The sequence below is a fragment of the Pseudomonas sp. PDM22 genome (genome assembly GCF_014851965.1).
Classification (GTDB): Bacteria; Pseudomonadota; Gammaproteobacteria; order Pseudomonadales; family Pseudomonadaceae; genus Pseudomonas.
Map to the genome: position 1 here is coordinate 94727 of NZ_JACVAR010000006.1, position 20408 is coordinate 115134.

Here is a 20408-nt window from a genome sequence, read left to right on the forward strand (position 1 = left end):
GCCACACCAGTGCGCCCGGCCGACTGTAGCGAGCTTGCTCGTGAACAGCCGTGCACAGGTAGTTCCCCTGACGCCACCCTCGTAGGGCGGATAACGCCTAAGGCGTTATCCGCCGCGGCGGCGGATAACCCGTTCCGGGTTATGCGCCCTACGAGGTGGTGGCTCAGAACCCTTCCAGCACGATCTTGCCCTTGGCCGTGTTGCTTTCCAGCAGCGCGTGGGCGCGGCGCAGGTTGGCGGCGTCGATCCTGCCGAAGTGCTCGCCCAGGGTGGTCTTCAGCACGCCGCTGTCGATCAGCCCGGCCACTCGCTGCAGCAGCTTGTGCTGCTCGATCATGTCGTCGGTCTGGAACATCGAGCGGGTGTACATGAACTCCCAGTGCAGCGACAGGCTCTTCTGCTTGAGCAGGCGCACGTCGAGGTTCAGCGGGTCGTCGATCAGCGCCAGGCGGCCCTGCGGGCGCAGGCTGGCGACGATCTCGGCGAGGTGTTCCTCGGTCTGGTTGAGGCTGGCCACGTGGGTGACTTCGCCGACGCCGATGCGCTTGAGTTCTTCGCTCAGCGGCTTGCGGTGATCAATCACGTGGTGCGCGCCGAGGTTGCGCACCCATTCCTGGGTTTCCGGACGCGAAGCGGTGCCGATCACGGTCATGCCGGTGAGCTGGCGCGCCAGCTGGGTGAGGATCGAGCCGACACCGCCGGCGGCGCCGACGATCAGCAGGCTCTGTCCGGCGCTGGCCTTGCCTTCGGCTACCTGCAGGCGGTCGAACAGCAGTTCCCAGGCGGTGATGGTGGTAAGCGGCAGGGCGGCTGCGTGGGCGAAATCCAGGCTCTGCGGCATCGGGCCGACGATACGCTCGTCCACCAGCTGCAGCTCGGCGTTGCTGCCGGGGCGGGTCAGGTCGCCGGCGTACCAGACCTTGTCGCCCGGCTTGAACAGGCTGACCTCGCTGCCCACCGCGCGAACCACGCCGGCGGCGTCCCAGCCCAGCACCTTGTACTGGCCTTCGGCGGGCTGGGCGCGCTGGCGCACCTTGGTGTCCACCGGGTTGACGGAGATGGCGCGTACTTCCACCAGCAGGTCGCGCGGGCCGGGCGTGGGCTCGGGCAGCTGGATGTCGAGCAGGGAATTGGCGTCGTTGCTGGGCAGGCTCTGGGTGTAGCCGATGGCTTTCATGGGAATTCCTATGCGTTCGAAGCGATCAGTCGATGCGGTTCATCAGGCGGATATCGAGTTCCGCCAGATCGGGTTCGGCGGCCTTCACGAAGGCCTGGAAGTGCGGGCTGGCTTCGTGCTCGGCCAGGGCTTCCTCATCGCGCCACTGCTCGATCATGTAGATCAGCTCGGCGTCCTTGATGTCGCGGTGCAGGTCGTACTGCAGGCAGCCGGCCTCGGCGCGGGACGGCGCGAGCATGCCGTGCAGGCGCTCCTGCAGGCTGTCGGCGCGGCCGGGCTTGGCGCGAATGATGGCGATCAGGGTCAGGCTCATCCGGGTATCTCCAGTGGGGCGGGGAAGGTGAGGGCATGCTGCTCTCTTTCGTTGGGAAGAAAAACCGCGTAAGTAGAGAGTCTCTTTCAAAGGATTTTTGAAAATGCTGCGTTTCGACGACCTGCAGATCTTCGTCCGCACCGCCGAGCGCGGCAGCCTTTCCGCCGCCGCCCGCGAGCTGGAACTGTCGCCGGCGGTGGCCAGCGCAGCGCTCAAGCGCCTGGAAAGCGAGCTGGATGTGCGCCTGTTCGCCCGCTCCACTCGCAGTTTGCGCCTGACCGCCGAGGGCGAGCTGTACCTGGCTCACGCCCGTGCCGCGCTGCAAAGCCTGGACGACGGCCGCCAGCTGCTGGCCGGCGGCAAGAGCGAGATTGCCGGCAACTTCCAGGTCTCGGCGCCGTCGGACTTCGGCCGCAACGTGCTGCTGCCCTGGCTCGACGAATTCCAGGCGCTGCACCCGAGGATGAACCTGCGCCTGCTGATCAGCGACCGCCAGGCCGATCTCTACCGGCAGCCGGTGGACGTGGCTTTTCGTCTCGGCCAGCCGGGTGATTCGAACCTGGTAGCGCTGCCGCTGGCCCCGGACAACCGCCGCGTGCTCTGTGCCGCTCCCGAGTATTTCGCACGCCACGGCAAGCCGACGCACCCGGACGAGCTGCACCGGCACAATTGCCTGCTCTACATGCTCGGCGGGCGCGCCCATGAGCGCTGGAGCTTCAGCGACAGCCGCAAGCAGCATGTGGTGGCGGTGCGCGGCGACCGCCTTTGCGACGATGCCGATGTGGTGCGGCGCTGGGCCGTGGCGGGGCAGGGGCTGGTGTACAAGTCCTGGCTGGACGTCGCGGCCGACGTACGCGCCGGTCGGCTGGAAGTGGCGCTGGCGGACTACCTGGGCGAGGCCACGCCGATGAACCTGTTCTGCACCCACCGCGCCCAGCTCAGCCGGGCGGTGACCCAGCTGCGCGAGTTCGTCCAGTTGCGCTGCGCCGAACTGATGCGCGAGCGCCCCTGGACCTGACGCGGGATCAGAGCGGCGTGTAGCGGTGGATCGCCGCGGACAGGCCCCAGGCGCTGGCCACCGCCAGCAGTACCATGGCGGTCGGCAGCAGGCTCCACCAGATGCGCGGCGCCAGGGCCGGCAGCTCGCTGCGGCGCTGGCTTATCCACAGGCTGGCGGCGCATACCGAGGCGCCGAGCAGGGCGCCAGCGATGATGTCGCTGGGCCAGTGGGCGCCCAGGTACACGCGCGACAGCGCGATGCTGGCGGCGGGGATCACCGCCAGCAGCATCCAGGTCAGGCGCACGCGCGGGGATTTCTCCCGGCTGGCCAGCACGCCGAGCACCAGGAAGAAGGCGAAGGACGCCGAGCTGTGCCCGCTGGGCATGCTGAAGGCGGACAGCGGGTCGGCGATCACTTCCGGGCGCGCGCGGCTGAACAGGTGCTTGAGGGTGGTGTTGAGCAGGGCGGTGCCGACCATGGTGCCGGCGGCGAAGAACGCATGGCGCCACAGTCGCAGCGCGGCCAGCAGAACAGCCAGCAGCGCGCCGGCGATGAACTGGGTGCGGAAGTCGCCGACGCGGGTGACGGCCACCATCACATCGTCCAGCCAGGCGTGGCGGTGCTCCTGCACCAGCGCCATCAGGCCCTTGTCCAGGGCGTCGAGGTGCGGCCAGCCGATCAGCATAGCGATCAGCAGCGCGAAGCAGCCGACAGCGCCGATCAGCGCAGCCTTGCGCTCCTTGCGCAGCTCGGCGTGGATGATCAGTGCCAGCACCGCGGCGACGCAGGCGGCGACCACCCCGGCCTCCGGCCAGAAGCCCTCGGGCAGCGGCAGACGCATGGCCGCGCCGGTGGCCCAGCCGGGCACCAGGTAGGCGATCGACCAGCCGGCGGCGGCCAGGATGGAGACGGCCAGGAAGCGGCCGAAAGGCATGTCGAGCATGCCGGCGATCATCGGCAGGAACGGCCGCAGCGCACCGATGAAGCGGCCCACCAGCAGGCTGGCGACGCCGTAGCGGTGGAAGAAGCCTTCGGCGGCGGCCATCCATTCCGGATGGTGGCGCAGCACCGGCAGGCGGCGGATGTCCTGGTGGAAGTGGCGGCCGATCCAGTAGGACGACAAATCGCCCAGCAAGCCGCCGAAGAACGCCAGCGCCAGGGTTTCCCCCAGGCCGAGGGCGCCGCTGCCGGCCAGCACGGCGATGGCGAAGAGCATCACCACGCCGGGCAGGATGATGCCGATGACGGCGGCGCATTCGAGGAAGGCGACCAGGAACAGGACCAGGGCGAGCCATTGCGGATGGGTGGCCATCCAGGTGTTGAAGGCGGCGAGATCGATCATCGGAAGGTGGCGTCCTGGGTTCCGAGCAGGTGGTAGTCGTGGCCTTCGACCTGTCCGCGACGCAAAGGGTTGCGCGTGCAGAAGCTGGCGAAGGCGGCGTCGACGAAGCGGTATTGCAGGTGTTCGTCGCGGCCGTGGGGAATGCCCAGGCGCGCGGCCTGGATGGCTAGCGAGGGCTGCTCGCCAAGGTCATCGACGAACAGGCGCTGCGGGTCGAACCGCCGGGCGTCCCAGTCCGGCACCTTCAGGCCCATCGAGCGGCAGAGCAGGGTCTGGCCGGAGCACAGCTTGCCCAGCGGGCGTTCGCTGCCGTCGGCGGCGGGATTGAGTTGGCGCATGCAGGCCAGGGCGGCGTCTCCGGAGATGCGATCGATCCAAGGGTGGCCGGACTTGATCAGTACCGCATTGCCCGCACCGCCGGCACTGAAGTTCAGCGAGTCGCCGCCGCGCGCGTAATACATGTAGATGTGCCCGCCATCGAGGAACAGCGCCTTGCGCTTCTCGGTGTAGCCCAGCGAGGCGTGGCTGCCTTTTTCGGCCAGGTAGTAGGCCTCGGTCTCAATGATCCGCGCCGACAGCCAGAGCTCGCCGACCCGGTGGCGGATCACCTTGCCCAGCAGCTCGCGGGCGACGGTGAGGGCGTCGCGGTTGAAGAAGGCATCCGGCAGCGGGTTCGCATCGGGCCAGGGCAAACTTAGGTTGGGTTCGGCGGGCATCGGATTGTCGCGGTTCTCGGGCCGGTCTTAGGCTGGGGAATCATAACAACAAGATTCTTAAGCATGGCTGAACGGATCCGGGCCGACAGCGCCCACATCACCCCCAGCGCGCACTACACCGGTTACGTCTGGTATCGCCACCAACTGGCCGATCCGGCCTTCGCCACGGCGTTCGGCCGCTGGGTGCATGGCTGCGTGGCGCCGATCAACTGGGGGGCGCGGATCGGCTTCGGGCTGAATATCGAAGACTTCCTGTTACAACGTCACCTGCTGATCGATGCCCGGCTGACCCAGGCGATCGAATTGCGTGGTGTGACCCAGGTGGTGGAGATCGCCTGTGGGCTTTCGCCCCGTGGTCGGCGCTTCCGCGAGCGCTATCCCCAGCTGACTTATATTGAAGCCGACCTGCCGCCGATGGCGGCGCGCAAGTCTGCGCTGCTGCAGGAACAGGGCTGGCTGGACGGCAAGCATCGCGTGCGGGCCGTGGATATCCTCGCCGAACAGGGCGAGCAAAGCCTGGCTGCGCTGTTCTCCGAGCTGGACCGCGACCGCCCGGTGGCGGTGATTACCGAGGGGCTGGTGAACTACTTTCAGCGCCCGGTGATCGAGGGCTTCTGGCGCCGTCTGGCGGCCGCCCTGCGGGTGTTCCCGGAAGCGACCTACCTGACCGAACTGTACCCCGACCTGCGCGAACACCCGCGCTACCGGCAGATACGCTGGGGCGTCGGGTTGATCGGCCGGCTGACCCGTGGCGGCTATCCGCTGCATTACCGCAGTGCCGGCGAGATCGAGCAGGCGTTCAGCGGCTGCGGGTTCGGTCGGGTGGCTGTGCTCGATCCGCAGGTGGATGGCGCGGGGCTGGGGTTGCCCAAGGGGCGGATGCCGAGCCTGGTGCGGGTGATCGAAGCACGGGTGTAGGGCGTACGACCTCTGGTGGTCATACGCCGTCGCGTCTCAAGCCGCGCACGCGCCCTGCTGCATCGGCACCACCATTGCCGCCAGCGCCGCGCTGGCCTGCGGGTCGCCGTGGGCGAAGATGAAGGCCAACCCATCGCCGCAGTAGCGCAGCGGCAGGATATCCAGTTCCGGCAGGCCCGCGGCGGCCAGCTTCCAGCCGCGCGCCGGGCGATCTGCCGGCAGCTCGACGCGGACCAGTCCGCCGAAATACCCCAGCTCCGCCAGCTCGCAGCGCCATTCGCCACCTTCGCCGTTGCGCAGCACGGCGCGGGTGTCGGCTGGCGCCAGGCGCGGTTCGAAGCGGCGTTCCAGGTGCAGCAGCTGCTGGCGCTGGAAGCGTGTGCTACCGGCGGCGCTGCGCGGCAGTGCTTCACCGCGCAGGAACGGGTTGTACAGCCGCGCGCAGGCATCGCGGCGCTCGAACTGGGCCAGGTGGTCGGCGTTGTGGATCAGCGCGAACTCGGCGTCCGCGCAGGCGTGGGCAAATTCGGCATGCTCCCAGGGCTGGGTGAAGTGGTCGTACTCGCCGGCCAGCACCAGGGTCGGGCACTGCGGGTGGCGGTCGAAGCCGCCGAAGGCCAGCAGGCGCTGGCTGTTCTGCCGGTAGCGTTCGATCTCCGCCGGGGTCAGGCGCTGCAGTTGGCGCAGCAGGGCCTTGCGGAATACCGGGGAAACGCCCGTATCGGCCAGGCGCAGCGGGTTGATCAGCCCGGTCAGCACGCCGTGGGCGAAAGGCGTCTGCTCGCCCAGTTCCAGGCGCGCCAGGGCCTCCACCAGCAGCGCGCGGGCGCCGGGACGGCCGAAGGCGGTGATGCCGGCCAGCAGCAGGCGGCCGCAGCGCGCCGGGTGGCGGGCGGCGAACAGCGCGGCCAGCGCCGAGCCGTAGGACAGCCCGATGGGCATCAGCGGCGGCAGCTGCAGGGTTTGCGCAAAGGCGGCGATCAGGTCGGCCAGGTCCTCCAGGCTCAGCTCTGGCGCCAGTTGCAGGTTGCCGCCCTGGCTGGGCAGGTCGAGCAGGATCACCGGGTGCCCGGCGAGCAGCTCCGAGACCTCGCTGGCGAAGGAGCGGAAGCTCTGGAACGCGCCGCCCAGCAGCAGGACCGGCGGGCGGGTGTCATCCTCCCGTGAAGAGAAGGCCTGGTAGTGCAGTTGCCAACCGTCCAGTTCCAGCACCGCCGGGGCGGTGGTCAGGGACTGGGCGCTGTAATCGGTGCGATAGCGCATGGCAGTTCTCCGGCGGTGGACCGCCTCTTGTTGTTCTTCCCTGGCGTGCCTCCCTGGCAATGCGAACGCTGCGGGGGCAATGAGCCATGCTTGCAAAGTAACCAGCCGATACGAATTTGTTTACCCAACCTTCGGGCGGCAGGGAGAGGCGGGGAGTGTCGGATGTAACCGGCGGGCGGGGGATGACGGGCGCTGGCGTTACGCGAAGCGCGTCGCTGACCGGCCGGCTGCTGTGGCTGGCCGCTGAGGGCGCGCTCCCGCTATACTTGCGCATTTCCCTCACGCAGACGCGTTAGATCATGACCGAGTCCGTTCTCGACTATATGAGCCGCCTGGGCCGCGCCGCCCGTGAAGCGTCGCGCGTTGTCGCGCGCGCCACGACCGCGCAGAAGAACCAAGCCCTGCTGGCCGCAGCCGATGCCCTGGACGCCGCCCGCGCCCAGCTGACCGAAGCCAACGAACAGGATCTGGCCAATGGCCGTGCCAACGGTCTGGAGCCCGCCATGCTCGACCGCCTGGCCCTGACGCCGGCGCGCATCGACGACATGATCGAAGGCCTGCGCCAGGTCGCTTCGCTGCCGGACCCGATCGGTGAGATCCGCGACATGCGCTACGTGCCGTCCGGCATCCAGCTGGGCAAGATGCGCGTGCCCCTGGGCGTGGTGGGGATCATCTACGAATCCCGTCCGAACGTGACCATCGACGCCGCGAGCCTGTGCCTGAAGTCCGGCAACGCGACCATCCTGCGCGGTGGCTCCGAGGCGATCCACTCCAACCAGGCGATCGCTGCGTGCATCCAGACCGGCCTGGCCGCCGCCGGCCTGCCGGCCAGCGCCGTGCAGGTGGTGGAAACCACAGACCGCGCCGCTGTCGGCGCGCTGATCACCATGCCCGAGTACGTCGACGTCATCGTTCCGCGCGGCGGCAAGGGCCTGATCGAGCGCATCAGCCGTGACGCCAAGGTCCCGGTGATCAAGCACCTGGACGGCATCTGCCACGTCTACATCGACGTCGCCGCAAACCTGGACAAGGCAATCCGCGTCGCCGACAACTCGAAGACCCAGCGCTACGCGCCGTGCAACACCATGGAGACGCTGCTGGTTCACGCCGGCATTGCCGACCGCGTGCTGCCGCCGCTGGCCGCCATCTACCGTGACAAGGGCGTGGAACTGCGCGGCGATGCCGCCACCCGCGCGCTGCTGGGCGCCGACGTACTGGAAGCCACCGAGGAAGACTGGCGCACCGAGTACAACGCGCCGATCCTGTCGATCCGTATTGTCGACGGCCTTGACGCGGCCATCGAGCACATCAACACCTACGGCTCGCAGCACACCGATGCGATCATCACCGAGAACTTCACCGACGCCCGCCGCTTCCTCACCGAAGTGGACTCGGCCTCGGTCATGGTCAACGCCTCGACCCGCTTCGCCGATGGCTTCGAATACGGCCTGGGCGCGGAGATCGGCATTTCCACCGACAAGCTGCACGCCCGCGGCCCGGTCGGCCTGGAAGGCCTGACCAGCGAGAAATACGTGGTGTTCGGCGACGGACACGTGCGGACCTGATGAACAAGGCGCGTTCCCGTCGGGTCGGTCTGTTCGGTGGCACCTTCGACCCGGTGCACATCGGTCACCTGCGCAGTGCGCTGGAGATGGCCGAGCAGTTCGAGTTCGACGAGTTGCGCCTGATCCCCAACTTCCGCCCGCCGCACCGCGACACCCCCCAGGTGAAACCGGAGCAGCGGCTGGCGATGGTCGAGCTGGCAGTAGCCGGCGTGATCCCGCTGGTGGTCGATGACCGCGAGCTGAAGCGTGACAAACCCTCCTACACCATCGACACCCTGGAGTCGCTGCGTGGGGAGCTGGATGAGCAGGACCAGTTGTTCCTGCTGGTCGGCTGGGACGCATTTTGCGGCCTGCCGACCTGGCATCGCTGGGAAGAGTTGCTGGAGCACTGTCATATCGTCGTGCTGCAGCGCCCGGATGCCGACAGCGAGCCGCCGGAAGACCTGCGCGACCTGCTGGCGGCGCGCAGTGTTGCCGACCCGAAGGCGATGACCGGCCCCGCCGGGCAGATCACCTTCGTCTGGCAGACGCCGCTGGCAGTATCCGCCACCCAGATCCGCCAACTCCTGTCGCAGGGGCGCTCGGTGCGCTACCTGGTGCCGGATGCGGTATTGAACTATATCGAGGCGCACGGCCTGTACCAGGCGTCTCACTGATCAAGCTAGAGAGTCATACATGCAAACCGAACAACTGGTCGAACTGACCATCGCCGCCCTGGAAGATCTCAAGGCGCAGGACATCACCGTCATCGACGTGCGCGAGAAGACCAGCATCACCGACGTCATGGTCATCGCCACCGGCGCCTCCAGCCGTCAGGTCAAGTCGCTGGCCGACAACGTCCTGGAAAAGGTCAAGGAACAGGGCGTGCGCCCGATCGGCAGCGAAGGCCAGGAAGGCGGCGAGTGGGTCCTGATCGACCTCGCCAATGTCGTGGTCCACGTCATGCAGCCGGCCACCCGCCAGTTCTATGACCTGGAACGCCTGTGGCAGGGCGCCGAGCAGAGCCGCGCCTCGCACAGCGCCGAGTAAGCCTGCCGTGCGTCTGCGTCTGATCGCGGTCGGCTCGCGCATGCCGCGCTGGGTGGAAGAGGGCTGGGCGGAGTACGTCAAGCGCCTGCCCTCGGAGCTGTCCCTGGAACTGGTGGAAATCCCGCTCAACACGCGCGGCAAGAATGCCGACGTGGCGCGGCTGATCCGCCAGGAAGGCGAGGCCATGCTGAGCAAGGTCCAGCCGGGGGAACGCATCGTCACCCTGGAAGTCGAAGGCAAGCCCTGGAGCACCCCCCAGCTGGCGCAGGAGCTCGACCGCTGGCGCCTGGACGCGCGCACCGTCAACCTCATGGTCGGTGGGCCGGAAGGCCTGGCGCCGGAGGTCTGCGCGCGCAGCGAGCAGCGCTGGTCGCTGTCTCCGCTGACCCTGCCGCACCCGCTGGTGCGGATCCTGGTCGGCGAGCAGATCTACCGCGCCTGGACGGTTCTGTCCGGGCACCCCTACCACAAGTAGTCGTAGCCGTTTTCGATGCCGCAGCCGATACAGCTCAAGGACCACGAGAAGGACGCCCGTCTGGTCCGCGCCCGCGTCATCGTCGGCGGGGTGGCGATCTTCCTGCTCGCCCTGGTGCTGGTGGCGCGCATGTATCACCTGCAGGTGACGCAGTACGACTACCACTCGACGCTGTCGGAGAACAACCGCGTCCACGTGCAGCCGATTCCGCCCAATCGCGGGCTGATCTTCGACCGCAACGGGGTGATCATCGCCGACAACCGCCCCAGCTTCAGCCTGACCATCACCCGCGAGCGCACCGAGAACCTGCAGGAGACGCTCAAGACCCTGGTGGAGATCCTCGGCCTCACCGAGGAAGACAAGGCCATCTTCGAGAAGCGCATGAAACAGGGGCGCCGGCCGTTCGAGCCGGTGCCGATCATGTTCGAGCTGTCCGAGGAGCAGATCGCCCGCATCGCGGTGAACCAGTACCGCCTCAATGGCGTCGACGTGGCTGCGCAGTTCGTCCGCCATTACCCGCTGGGCGAGCACTTCGCCCACTCGGTCGGCTATGTCGGGCGGATCAACGAGGCGGAACTGAAGAAGCTCGACCCGGTGGCCTATTCGGGCACCCACCACATCGGCAAGACCGGCGTGGAAAAATTCTACGAGGACGCGCTGCACGGCACGGTTGGCTACGAGGAAGTCGAGACCAACGCCCGCGGCCGCGTCCTGCGCGTGCTCAAGCGCACCGAGCCAGTCTCCGGCCGTGACATCGTGCTGAGCATCGACAGCAAGCTGCAGGCTGCCGCGGAAACCGCACTGGCCGGCCGGCGCGGCGCCATCGTGGCGATCCAGCCGTCCACCGGCGAAGTGCTGGCCATGGTCAGCCAGCCCGCCTACGACCCCAACCTGTTCGTCACCGGCATCAGCTTCAAGGACTATGCGGCCCTGCGCGATTCCGAGGACCGCCCGTTGTACAACCGCGTGCTGCGCGGCCTGTACCCGCCGGGCTCGACGGTAAAACCGGCGGTGGCCATCGCCGGCCTCGATGCAGGCGTCGTGACGCCCTCCAGCCGAGTGTTCGACCCCGGCTATTACCAACTGCCGAACTACGACCACAAGTACCGCAACTGGAACCGCATGGGCGACGGCTGGGTGACCCTGGAGACCGCGATCATGCGCTCCAACGACACCTACTTCTACGACCTCGCGCATAAGCTGGGGATCGACCGCCTGCACGACTACATGAGCGAATTCGGCTTCGGCCAACGGGTCGCCCTGGACATGTACGGCGAAGCGGAAGGCCTGATGCCGTCGCGCCAATGGAAGCGCGCGCTGCGCCGACAGGCCTGGTTCCCCGGTGAAACCCTGATTCTCGGCATCGGCCAGGGCTACATGCAGGCCACGCCGCTGCAGTTGGCGCAGATGACCGCGCTGCTGGCCAACAAGGGCAAATGGATTCGACCGCACCTGGCCAAGACCATCGACGGCAAGCCGCCGGTCGACGAGGACCCGATGCCGGATATCAAGCTCAAGGACCCGAACAACTGGAACCTGGTGGACTACGGCATGCAGCAGGTAGTCCATGGGGCTCGCGGCACCGCGCACAAGGTTGGCGCCACGTCCGTCTACCGCATTGCCGGCAAGTCCGGTACCGCGCAGGTCGTCGCGATCAAGCAGGGCGAGAAATACAACCGCTCCAAACTGCTCGAGCGCCACCGCGACCACGCCTTGTTCGTCGGCTTCGCGCCGGCAGACAACCCGCAGATCGCCGTGGCCGTGATGGTGGAGAACGGCGAGTCCGGCTCCGGCGTTGCCGCCCCCGTGCTCAAGGCCGTGACCGACGCCTGGTTGCTCGACGAGACCGGCAAGCTCAAGGCCGAATACGCACCGCAGGCCACGGCGGAGGCGCCCAAACCATGACCATGAACGGAAATTTCGACCGCACGCTGTCCAGCGAAGACGTGATGAAGCGGCGCTCCAGCCTGCTGCAGCGCCTGCACATCGACGGCCTGCTGCTCCTGCTGCTGGTGACCCTCGGCTCGGTCGGCCTGTTCGTCCTCTATTCCGCCAGCGGCAAGAGCTGGGACCTGCTGATCAAGCAGGCCTCGTCGTTCGGCCTGGGCCTGGGCGCGATGTTCGTGCTGGCGCAGATCGAGCCGCGCTTCCTCGCCCGCTGGGTGCCGCTGGGCTACCTGATCGGCGTGGCGCTGCTGGTGGTGGTGGACGTGATGGGCCACAACGCCATGGGTGCGACCCGCTGGATCAACATTCCCGGGGTGATCCGCTTCCAGCCGGCGGAATTCATGAAGCTGCTGATGCCCATGACGATCGCCTGGTACCTGTCCAAGCGCTCGTTGCCGCCGGGCTTCAAGCACAGCGTGGTGGGCCTGGCGCTGATCGTCGTGCCCTTCGTGCTGATCCTCAAGCAGCCGGACCTGGGCACCGCCATGCTGGTGCTGGCGTCCGGCTCCTTCGTGCTGTTCGTCGGCGGGCTGCGCTGGCGCTGGATCATCATGGCCGTATCGGCCGCGGTGCCGGTCGCCGTGGGCATGTGGTACTTCGTCATGCACGACTACCAGAAGCAGCGCGTACTGACTTTCCTCGACCCGGAAAGCGATCCGCTGGGTACCGGCTGGAACATCATCCAGTCAAAAGCGGCCATCGGTTCCGGCGGCGTCTTCGGCAAGGGCTGGCTGCTGGGCACGCAGTCCCATCTGGATTTTTTGCCCGAAAGCCACACGGACTTTATCATTGCCGTGCTCGGCGAAGAGTTCGGCCTGGTCGGCGTATGCCTTCTGCTGGTGCTGTACCTGCTGGTGATCTACCGGGGGCTGGTGATCACGGCGCAGGCGCAGACGCTGTTCGGCAAGCTGCTGGCCGGCAGTATCACCATGACCTTCTTCGTGTATGTGTTCGTCAACATTGGTATGGTCAGCGGATTGTTGCCAGTGGTGGGGGTACCGCTGCCCTTTATCAGTTACGGCGGAACTTCGCTGGTGACCCTGATGTCAGGGTTCGGCGTTTTGATGTCGATTCACACCCACCGGAAGTGGATCGCCCAGGTTTGATGACAAGAGTGAAGAAAGGAATGCAAGTACTGCGCGCCTGGGCTGCCAGGGGGGTGCATTGGGTCGGAATCGCGGGGGCGATCGGCATGTCCGGCGCCGCTGGCGCGGGCGATTACGATGGTTCGCCCCGGGTCGCCGAGTTCGTCAGCGAGATGACCCGTGACTACGGCTTCGCCGGCGAGCAGCTCATGGGTCTCTTCCACGACGTGGAACGCAAGCAGTCCATCCTCGACGCCATCTCCCGCCCCGCCGAGCGGGTGAAGACCTGGAAGGAATACCGGCCGATCTTCGTCACCGACGCGCGCATCAACCGCGGGGTGGACTTCTGGAACCAGAATGCCGAGGCCCTGGCCCGCGCCGAGCAGGAATACGGCGTGCCGGCCCAGTACATCGTCTCCATCATTGGCGTGGAGACCTTCTTCGGCCGCAATACCGGCAACTTCAAGGTGATGGACGCGCTGTCCACCCTGGGCTTCGACTACCCGCCGCGCGCCGACTTCTTCCGCAAGGAGCTCAAGCAGTTCCTGCTGCTGGCCCGCGAACAGCAGGTCGACCCGCTCAGCCTCACCGGCTCCTATGCCGGCGCCATGGGCCTGCCGCAGTTCATGCCGAGCAGCTTCCGCGCCTACGCCGTGGACTTCGACGGAGACGGCCACATCAATATCTGGAGCGACCCCACCGATGCCATCGGCAGCGTCGCCAACTACTTCAAGCAGCACGGCTGGCACACCGGCGAGCCGGTGGTGTCGCAGGCGGAAATCGGCACCTCGACCGCCGAAGACGCGCTCACCCAGGGCCTGGAACCGCAGATGAACCTCGGTCAGCTACGCTCTCAGGGCTGGCGAACCCATGACGTGATCCGCGACGACCTGATGGTGACCGCCATGCGCCTGGAAGGCGCGCAGGGCACCGAGTACTGGGTCGGGCTGCCGAACTTCTACGTGATCACCCGTTACAACCGCAGCGCCATGTATGCCATGGCGGTCCATCAGCTGGCCGGCGAGATCGCCAAGGCACGAGGTGTCCATTGAGCAAGCGAATCGCAAGTCCCGGCCTCTGGTCGCTGGCCGCCTGCGTTGGCCTGAGCACCGTGTTCCTCGCCAGCTGTACCGGCAACCGCGCGCCCCAGCAGCAGCCGGTGGCCAGCAGCGGCATTTCCGGCCCCTATGACTACAACCGCCCGCACCGCGACGGCGCGCCCTGGTGGGACGTCGACGTGTCGCGCATCCCCGATGCCGTGCCGATGCCGCACAACGGACCGTTCAAGAACAACCCCTACACCGTGCTGGGCAAGACCTACTACCCGCTGAACAACGCGAACACCTACAGCGTGGTCGGCACCGCCTCCTGGTACGGCACCAAGTTCCATGGCCAGGCCACCGCCAACGGCGAGCAGTACGACCTGTACGGCATGACCGCGGCGCACAAGACCCTGCCGCTGCCCAGCTACGTCCGCGTGACCAACCTGGACAACGGCAAGAGCGTCATCGTCCGCGTCAACGACCGCGGCCCGTTCTATTCCGACCGGGTGATCGACCTGTCCTTCGCCGCTGCCAAGAAGCTCGGCTACGCCGAGACCGGCACCGCCCACGTGAAGGTAGAGGGCATCGACCCCGACCGCTGGTGGGCCTCCCAGGGCAAGCAGCCGCCGATGATCATGGCCCTGCCGAAGATGGCCGCGCAGCCTGCCGCACAGCCGCAGGCGGTCGCCATGGCCCAGCCCATCGAAACCTATACCCCGCCGCCAGCGCAGCACGCCGTGCCTGTGGCGCCGGTCCAGATCGACTCAAAAAAAAACGCTTCATTACCAGCCGATGGCCTGTATCTCCAGGTGGGTGCCTTCGCCAACCCGGACGCTGCGGAGCTTCTCAAGGAGAAGGTCGGCGGCCTGACGGGGGCGAAATCCTTTATCAGCTCGGTCGTGGTCAACCAGCAGACCTTGTACCGAGTGCGCCTGGGACCGATCGGAACGCAGGATGAAGCAAGTCGGATGCAGGACAGCATCCGCGTGGCCAACCTTGGCCAACCCAAGCTCGTGCGCCTGGACTGAGATTCCACCGCACGCGCCGCAGCGGCCCGCCAGAGGTTGCAGCACCCGAGTTCCCCTCAAGGGGATTGTTTGACCATTAGTGAACCCCAGAGAGACGGATGAACATCTTCAACTTCGCCAAACGCCTGTCCTTGCTCGTGTTGTTCAGCGCCCCCGTGGCCAGCTGGGCAGCTGAAGTCGTTCCCGCCGCCCCGCAGCTCGCGGCCAAGGCCTGGGTGCTGATGGACGGCGCCAGCGGCAACATCCTGGTCGAGAACGCCGGCGACGAGCGCCTGCCGCCCGCCAGCCTGACCAAGCTGATGACCGCCTACATCGCCACCAAGGAAATCGAAGGCGGCCGCATCGCCGAATCCGACCTGGTCACCGTCAGCGAACACGCCTGGCGCACCGGCGGCTCGCGCATGTTCATCAAGGTCGGCTCCCAGGTTTCGGTGAGCGACCTGCTGCACGGCATCATCATCCAGTCGGGCAACGACGCCTCCGTCGCCCTGGCCGAGCACATCGCCGGCAGCGAAGACGCCTTCGCCGACATGATGAACACCACCGCGCAGAAGCTGGGCATGACCAATTCCCACTTCATGGACGCCACCGGCCTGCCCAATCCGGACCACTACTCGTCCGCCAAGGACATGGCCACCCTGGCCCGCGCCATCATCTACGGCGAGCCGACCCACTACGCCATCTACGCGCAGAAAGAGTTCTTCTGGAACAACATCAAGCAGCCCAACCGCAACCTGCTGCTGTGGCGCGACAAGACCGTCGACGGCCTGAAAACCGGCCACACCGACGAGGCCGGCTACTGCCTGGTGGCTTCCGCCGTGCGTGATGGCCAGCGCATGATCGCCGTGGTGTTCGGCACCAACAGCGAACAGGCTCGCGCCGCCGAGACCCAGAAGCTGCTCACCTACGGCTTCCGCTTCTTCGAAACCCAGACCTTCTACAAGAAGGGCACCGAGCTGACCAAGGCCATGGTCTGGAAAGGCTCCGAGCACGAAGTCAAAGCCGGCCTGTCCGAAGACCTGACCATGACCGTGCCGCGCGGCCAGCTCAAGCAGCTGCAGGCCAACATGGTCGTCGAGCCGAACCTCATGGCGCCGATCCAGCAGGGCCAGGTCATCGGCAAGGTCGAGGTCAAGCTGAACGACAAGGTCGTCCGCACCGCCGACCTCGTCGCCCTGAACGCCGTGGAAGAAGGCGGCTTCTTCCGCCGCATCTGGGACAGCATCCGCCTGTTCTTCTTCGGCCTGTTCAACTGACCGCCCGTCCCGGTCTTGTACTTTTGTATACAAGACCGGGATTGACCCGCCCGCGCGGTCGCAAACTCGGGTAAAATGCCCGCCTGCGACTGCCTGGTCCCCGTGGCCCGGCGGCCGAAGTCCGATCCACCCGGAGCGTCCCCATCCCGGACGCTCATGCGGAGGCGGGCCACCCGCCCGCGAGAGCCATGACTGATACCCCTGATTCCGTCGATACCAGCGAACAGCCCGCACCGAAGATCGAGTTCCCCTGCGAACGCTACCCGATCAAGGTCATCGGCGACGCCGGCGAAGGCTTCCCCGACCTGGTCGTCGAAGTCATCCAGCGTCACGCTCCGGACCTCGACATCACCACCCTGGTCACCCGTGACAGCCGCAACGGCCGTTTCCTGTCCGTGCAGGTGCTGATCACCGCCACCGGCGTCGACCAATTGCAGAACATCCATAAAGACCTGCGCGCCACCGGCCGCGTCCACATGGTGCTCTGATGGGCGAAACGCTGGGCTTTCGTGAGCTGGGTATCCTTCCTTACGAGCCGACCTGGCACGCCATGCAGCGCTTCACCGCCGAGCGCGAACCCGTCACGCCCGACGAAGTCTGGCTGCTCGAACACGAGCGCGTGTTCACCCAGGGCCAGGCCGGCAAGGCCGAGCACGTGCTGTTCCCTGGCGACATCCCGGTGGTCCAGGTCGACCGCGGCGGCCAGGTGACTTACCACGGCCCCGGCCAGCTGGTTGCCTACCTGATGCTCGACGTGCGCCGCTCCGGCATTGGCGTGCGCGACCTGGTTTCGCGCATCGAGCAGAGCCTCATCGGCCTTCTCGACAGTTACGGCGTCACCGCTGTGTCCAAACCCGACGCTCCGGGCGTCTATGTGGACGACGCGAAGATCGCATCCCTCGGCCTGCGCATCCGCAACGGCCGCTCCTTCCATGGCCTGGCCCTCAACGTGGACATGGACCTGGAACCCTTTCGACGCATCAATCCCTGCGGTTACGCAGGCATGGCCATGACCCAGCTGAGTCAGCTGGCCGGCCCCATCGCATTGGCCGATGTGCGCGAGCGCCTGCGTGGCGAACTCGTCGAACGCCTTGGCTACGCGGCACAGAAGACCCTAACGGGCGGGATCCAACCTAGATGAGCACTGTTGTGGAGAATTCCGGCCAGGCTGCTCCGGCCGCCAAGCCGGGCAAGGTGGAAGTCGGCGTCAAGCTGCGTGGCGCAGAGAAGGTCGCGCGCATTCCGGTGAAGATCATCCCCACCGACGAACTGCCGAAGAAGCCCGACTGGATTCGCGTGCGCATCCCCGTCTCCCCCGAGGTCGACCGCATCAAGCAACTGCTGCGCAAGCACAAGCTGCACAGCGTCTGCGAGGAAGCCTCCTGCCCGAACCTGGGCGAGTGCTTCTCCGGCGGCACCGCGACCTTCATGATCATGGGCGACATCTGTACCCGTCGCTGCCCGTTCTGCGACGTCGGCCACGGCCGTCCGAAGCCGCTGGATGTCGATGAGCCGACCAACCTCGCCATCGCCATCGCCGACCTGCGTCTGAAGTACGTGGTGATCACCTCGGTGGACCGCGACGATCTGAGGGACGGTGGCGCCCAGCACTTCGCCGACTGCCTGCGCGAAATCCGCAAGCTGTCCCCCGGCGTACAACTGGAGACCCTGGTCCCGGACTACCGCGGCCGCATGGACATCGCCCTGGAAATCACCGCCAACGAGCCACCGGACGTGTTCAACCACAACCTGGAAACCGTGCCGCGCCTGTACAAGTCGTCCCGTCCGGGCTCCGACTTCGAGTGGTCGCTCGACCTGCTGCAGAAGTTCAAGCAGATGGTCCCGCACGTACCGACCAAGTCCGGCCTGATGCTCGGTCTGGGCGAGACCGACGAGGAAGTCATCGAAGTCATGCACCGCATGCGCGAGCACGACATCGACATGCTGACCCTCGGCCAGTACCTGCAGCCCTCGCGCAACCACCTGCCGGTGCAGCGCTTCGTCCACCCGGACACCTTCGCCTGGTTCGCCGAGGAAGGCGAGAAGATGGGCTTCAAGAACGTCGCCTCCGGCCCGCTGGTACGCTCCTCGTATCACGCCGACCAGCAGGCCCACGGTACCAAGATCGGCTGACCTGCGCCGGCATCGCCGGCCGCTATGCGTCCTCCAGAAGGCCGCTTCCGCAAGGAAGCGGCCTTTCTTTTTGGCGCGATGATTCTCCGCCGAGTTGCCGGCCCGCGGCATCCTGGTGCGAGCCCTGGTCCACAGGTGATTCTCCCTTGATGCGTCGGCATTTGCGACGAAGGTGCTTAAGTCCTACGGACTTTTCCTATTGATCCAATGAGAAACGCGGGGAGGTGAATGTTCTATTGGGTAGGAAGACGGAATGGTGGAGGGCGGCCAGGGGATAGGGCTGCGCCTGTGTTGAGAAGATTCCCATGATCAGGGGCGGGTTGGCTGACTGCGAAGCGAGTATCGCGCGACGCAAAATTCACATCGACGCTAGCCATTGAAAAGACCTGGCAGCGGAGGCCGCGACGGGGACAGGCAGCGATGCCTGGTATGCGGCTCAACATCGATCGTTAGGCGGCCCCCCGACCACCCTAAATTCTGCAGAGTGAACCCAATGAAAAAGCTGCTCGTAGCTGCAATCCTTTCTTCCGCATCGGTGGGCGCATTTGCCTACGACGCACAAGTCAACTTCAACGGCGAAGTGCTGGACCAGACCTGTGAAATAAACGGCAAGAGCGACGGTTCCGCTGTTGTGAACGTGACCCTGCCGAAGGTCAACAAGAGTGCCCTTGCTGGAGCCGAGAGCTGGGCTGGCAACACCCCATTCCAATTCAAGCTGACCAACTGCCCTGTCCAGGCCACCAAGGCCAAGTGGGAAATCAGAGGCGAAGTCGATGCGGCAGGCACCCTGAAAAATACCGTCGCTGGTACGAATGCCACCGTTCGCCTGATCGACCCGGCCAATAATTACATCAACATCCAGACCGACGCTGGTTACTCCTTCACCCCGGCCGCCGATGGCAGTGCCACCCTCAACTACATGGCTCAGTACTATTCCAAGGCTGGCTCGGCGACCGCAGGCCTGCTGCAGACAGTTGGCTACTGGACACTGACCTACTGATCAGGTCAGCCACCGTACGGTGGCTATAGCTAGCTGCAACATCCGAAGGGGAAGGGTTGTCCCCCTTCCCTTTCTCTTCGGCATTCAAAGGTGCTCGAGTAATGGCAAGTCCGATTTACAACTCCCGTTGGTTCGCTGGCGGCCTAGCCGTGGCTTTGCTCTGGTCCGGCCTTGCCGACGCCGGCATCGTCATCCAGGGCTCCCGCGTTGTCTACCCGGCGAAAGAGCGGGAAGTGACGGTCAAGATGAGCAATGTCTCTGACCAGCCCTCCCTGGTCCAGGCGTGGGTCGACAAGGGCAATGAAAAGCTCACCGCCGACAAGGCCGATGGCCCATTCCTCATCACGCCACCCATTGCCCGTGTCGAAGCAAAGAAGGGCCAGGCCCTGCGCCTGATCTACACGGGCGATGACGCTGCTTCGAAGAAGCAGGAAACCGTTTTCTGGTTGAACGTTCTTGACGTTCCGCCCATGCCCAAGGACAAGGACGCCAACTTCCTTCAGGTCGCCGTGCGCTCACGCCTGAAAATCTTCTATCGCCCTGAAGGGCTGCCTGGCACTCCTGCCGACGCGGCCAAGGGGCTGCATTGGTCAGTGGCGCCCTCAGGTGCTGGTTACGTGTTGCGTGTCAAGAACGATGCTGCTTACCACGTGTCGCTGGTTACTGTGCAGCTGGTCGCGAACGGCCAGACTCACACCGCCAAGGCGGAGGACCTGCCTTTGATCCCCCCCAACAGCAGTGTGGACATCCCGCTGCGAACCCTCACAGGTCAATCAGTAGTGGGTGCCAAGGTCGACTACCAGTGGGTCAGCGACTACGGCTCACTGAACAAGCAGGAAGCTGCTCTCTAGAAACAAGGCGGCTCCGAATCCGCGACCGGGCCAGCCGCCTCGCCCCTTTTTATCCCAGCATGCCCCCTTGGGGCAGGGATGAATTCGTCCGCGGTAAATGGATGAGTACAGAGGATCATGGACACAACACAAGGCAGGCTCTCCCCCCATCATCAGCGTTCGCCATTGGCCATGGCCGTAGCGTCTGCGTTGCCACCCTCCCTGTCCCTATCCCTGGTCTGCGGGCTGCTTCTGGCTGCTCTGGTCATCCCAGTCGGCGGTACGCTT

At 66.0% G+C, this 20408-nt stretch carries 21 protein-coding genes; 16 read left to right on the forward strand and 5 right to left on the reverse strand.

Annotation, left to right across the window (positions count from 1 at the left end; genetic code table 11):
* Positions 1–163: 163 nt before the first annotated feature.
* Positions 164–1177, reverse strand: a complete 1014-nt coding sequence (locus IB255_RS21080) for a zinc-binding alcohol dehydrogenase family protein (RefSeq protein ID WP_081517134.1) — start codon at positions 1175–1177, stop codon at positions 164–166.
* 25 nt (positions 1178–1202) lie between these two features.
* A complete protein-coding gene (locus IB255_RS21085; RefSeq protein ID WP_017521835.1) occupies positions 1203–1490 on the reverse strand; it encodes a putative quinol monooxygenase in 288 nt (95 codons plus the stop codon).
* 103 nt (positions 1491–1593) lie between these two features.
* Between IB255_RS21085 and IB255_RS21090 the strand changes: the two genes are divergently transcribed.
* On the forward strand, positions 1594–2508 hold the full coding sequence (locus IB255_RS21090; RefSeq protein WP_081517135.1) for a LysR family transcriptional regulator: 915 nt from the start codon (positions 1594–1596) through the stop codon (positions 2506–2508).
* A gap of 7 nt (positions 2509–2515) precedes the next feature.
* Here the strand turns inward: IB255_RS21090 and IB255_RS21095 are convergent, their stop codons facing one another.
* Entirely contained in the window at positions 2516–3832 is a 1317-nt protein-coding gene (locus IB255_RS21095; RefSeq protein WP_151189296.1) for a bifunctional DedA family/phosphatase PAP2 family protein, read from the reverse strand.
* On the reverse strand, positions 3829–4548 hold the full coding sequence (locus tag IB255_RS21100; RefSeq protein WP_081517137.1) for a DNA-3-methyladenine glycosylase: 720 nt from the start codon (positions 4546–4548) through the stop codon (positions 3829–3831). The genes IB255_RS21095 and IB255_RS21100 overlap by 4 nt, the downstream gene beginning before the upstream one ends.
* Before the next feature lie 63 nt (positions 4549–4611).
* Between IB255_RS21100 and IB255_RS21105 the strand changes: the two genes are divergently transcribed.
* On the forward strand, positions 4612–5466 hold the full coding sequence (locus tag IB255_RS21105; protein ID WP_081517138.1) for a class I SAM-dependent methyltransferase: 855 nt from the start codon (positions 4612–4614) through the stop codon (positions 5464–5466).
* A 36-nt stretch (positions 5467–5502) separates the two neighbouring features.
* On the opposite strand, the gene IB255_RS21110 is transcribed toward IB255_RS21105, so the two are convergent.
* Positions 5503–6729 (reverse strand): alpha/beta fold hydrolase, encoded by a 1227-nt coding sequence (locus tag IB255_RS21110; RefSeq protein WP_081517139.1) that lies wholly within the window; start codon positions 6727–6729, stop codon positions 5503–5505.
* A gap of 299 nt (positions 6730–7028) precedes the next feature.
* On the opposite strand from IB255_RS21110, the gene IB255_RS21115 reads away from it, so the two are divergent.
* From IB255_RS21115 to IB255_RS21180, 14 genes are all read left to right on the forward strand, one after another.
* Entirely contained in the window at positions 7029–8294 is a 1266-nt protein-coding gene (locus IB255_RS21115) for a glutamate-5-semialdehyde dehydrogenase (protein ID WP_081517140.1), read from the forward strand.
* A complete protein-coding gene (gene nadD / locus IB255_RS21120; protein ID WP_081517141.1) occupies positions 8294–8950 on the forward strand; it encodes a nicotinate-nucleotide adenylyltransferase in 657 nt (218 codons plus the stop codon). The genes IB255_RS21115 and nadD overlap by 1 nt, the downstream gene beginning before the upstream one ends.
* A 19-nt stretch (positions 8951–8969) precedes the next feature.
* Positions 8970–9323: a ribosome silencing factor gene (gene rsfS, locus IB255_RS21125; RefSeq protein ID WP_024763994.1), complete on the forward strand. Its 354-nt coding sequence runs from the start codon at positions 8970–8972 to the stop codon at positions 9321–9323.
* Between the two features lie 7 nt (positions 9324–9330).
* Positions 9331–9798, forward strand: a complete 468-nt coding sequence (rlmH, locus tag IB255_RS21130; RefSeq protein ID WP_015475414.1) for a 23S rRNA (pseudouridine(1915)-N(3))-methyltransferase RlmH — start codon at positions 9331–9333, stop codon at positions 9796–9798.
* 15 nt (positions 9799–9813) lie between these two features.
* Positions 9814–11703 (forward strand): penicillin-binding protein 2, encoded by a 1890-nt coding sequence (gene mrdA / locus IB255_RS21135; RefSeq protein WP_081517142.1) that lies wholly within the window; start codon positions 9814–9816, stop codon positions 11701–11703.
* 44 nt (positions 11704–11747) lie between these two features.
* Positions 11748–12851, forward strand: coding sequence for a rod shape-determining protein RodA (rodA, locus tag IB255_RS21140; protein WP_138216950.1), 1104 nt, complete (start codon positions 11748–11750; stop codon positions 12849–12851).
* Positions 12852–12859: 8 nt separating this feature from the next.
* Positions 12860–13882: a lytic murein transglycosylase B gene (gene mltB, locus IB255_RS21145; protein ID WP_139791515.1), complete on the forward strand. Its 1023-nt coding sequence runs from the start codon at positions 12860–12862 to the stop codon at positions 13880–13882.
* On the forward strand, positions 13879–14901 hold the full coding sequence (locus IB255_RS21150; protein WP_139791516.1) for a septal ring lytic transglycosylase RlpA family protein: 1023 nt from the start codon (positions 13879–13881) through the stop codon (positions 14899–14901). The genes mltB and IB255_RS21150 overlap by 4 nt, the downstream gene beginning before the upstream one ends.
* 98 nt (positions 14902–14999) lie before the next feature.
* Positions 15000–16157, forward strand: coding sequence for a D-alanyl-D-alanine carboxypeptidase family protein (locus IB255_RS21155; RefSeq protein ID WP_081517144.1), 1158 nt, complete (start codon positions 15000–15002; stop codon positions 16155–16157).
* 188 nt (positions 16158–16345) lie between these two features.
* Complete coding sequence (locus tag IB255_RS21160; RefSeq protein ID WP_045215124.1) at positions 16346–16645, forward strand: DUF493 domain-containing protein; 300 nt, start codon at positions 16346–16348, stop codon at positions 16643–16645.
* Complete coding sequence (gene lipB, locus IB255_RS21165; protein ID WP_081517145.1) at positions 16645–17298, forward strand: lipoyl(octanoyl) transferase LipB; 654 nt, start codon at positions 16645–16647, stop codon at positions 17296–17298. Before IB255_RS21160 ends, lipB begins: the two co-directional genes overlap by 1 nt.
* Positions 17295–18290 (forward strand): lipoyl synthase, encoded by a 996-nt coding sequence (gene lipA, locus IB255_RS21170; RefSeq protein WP_024763986.1) that lies wholly within the window; start codon positions 17295–17297, stop codon positions 18288–18290. Before lipB ends, lipA begins: the two co-directional genes overlap by 4 nt.
* A 493-nt stretch (positions 18291–18783) precedes the next feature.
* A complete protein-coding gene (locus tag IB255_RS21175; protein ID WP_081517146.1) occupies positions 18784–19290 on the forward strand; it encodes a fimbrial protein in 507 nt (168 codons plus the stop codon).
* A gap of 101 nt (positions 19291–19391) precedes the next feature.
* Positions 19392–20141: a molecular chaperone gene (locus IB255_RS21180; RefSeq protein WP_081517147.1), complete on the forward strand. Its 750-nt coding sequence runs from the start codon at positions 19392–19394 to the stop codon at positions 20139–20141.
* Positions 20142–20408: the final 267 nt, after the last annotated feature.

Coding starts and splice junctions, on each gene's coding strand:
- lipB (WP_081517145.1), top strand. CDS start 16,645: ATGGGCGAAACGCTGGGCTTTCGTGAGCTGGGTATCCTTCCTTACGAG.
- rodA (WP_138216950.1), top strand. CDS start 11,748: ATGAAGCGGCGCTCCAGCCTGCTGCAGCGCCTGCACATCGACGGCCTG.
- IB255_RS21115 (WP_081517140.1), top strand. CDS start 7,029: ATGACCGAGTCCGTTCTCGACTATATGAGCCGCCTGGGCCGCGCCGCC.
- IB255_RS21095 (WP_151189296.1), bottom strand. CDS start 3,832: ATGATCGATCTCGCCGCCTTCAACACCTGGATGGCCACCCATCCGCAA.
- IB255_RS21160 (WP_045215124.1), top strand. CDS start 16,346: ATGACTGATACCCCTGATTCCGTCGATACCAGCGAACAGCCCGCACCG.
- IB255_RS21085 (WP_017521835.1), bottom strand. CDS start 1,490: ATGAGCCTGACCCTGATCGCCATCATTCGCGCCAAGCCCGGCCGCGCC.
- lipA (WP_024763986.1), top strand. CDS start 17,295: ATGAGCACTGTTGTGGAGAATTCCGGCCAGGCTGCTCCGGCCGCCAAG.
- rsfS (WP_024763994.1), top strand. CDS start 8,970: ATGCAAACCGAACAACTGGTCGAACTGACCATCGCCGCCCTGGAAGAT.
- IB255_RS21175 (WP_081517146.1), top strand. CDS start 18,784: ATGAAAAAGCTGCTCGTAGCTGCAATCCTTTCTTCCGCATCGGTGGGC.
- IB255_RS21180 (WP_081517147.1), top strand. CDS start 19,392: ATGGCAAGTCCGATTTACAACTCCCGTTGGTTCGCTGGCGGCCTAGCC.
- nadD (WP_081517141.1), top strand. CDS start 8,294: ATGAACAAGGCGCGTTCCCGTCGGGTCGGTCTGTTCGGTGGCACCTTC.
- IB255_RS21110 (WP_081517139.1), bottom strand. CDS start 6,729: ATGCGCTATCGCACCGATTACAGCGCCCAGTCCCTGACCACCGCCCCG.
- IB255_RS21080 (WP_081517134.1), bottom strand. CDS start 1,177: ATGAAAGCCATCGGCTACACCCAGAGCCTGCCCAGCAACGACGCCAAT.
- IB255_RS21155 (WP_081517144.1), top strand. CDS start 15,000: ATGAACATCTTCAACTTCGCCAAACGCCTGTCCTTGCTCGTGTTGTTC.
- IB255_RS21100 (WP_081517137.1), bottom strand. CDS start 4,548: ATGCCCGCCGAACCCAACCTAAGTTTGCCCTGGCCCGATGCGAACCCG.
- IB255_RS21105 (WP_081517138.1), top strand. CDS start 4,612: ATGGCTGAACGGATCCGGGCCGACAGCGCCCACATCACCCCCAGCGCG.
- IB255_RS21090 (WP_081517135.1), top strand. CDS start 1,594: ATGCTGCGTTTCGACGACCTGCAGATCTTCGTCCGCACCGCCGAGCGC.
- mrdA (WP_081517142.1), top strand. CDS start 9,814: ATGCCGCAGCCGATACAGCTCAAGGACCACGAGAAGGACGCCCGTCTG.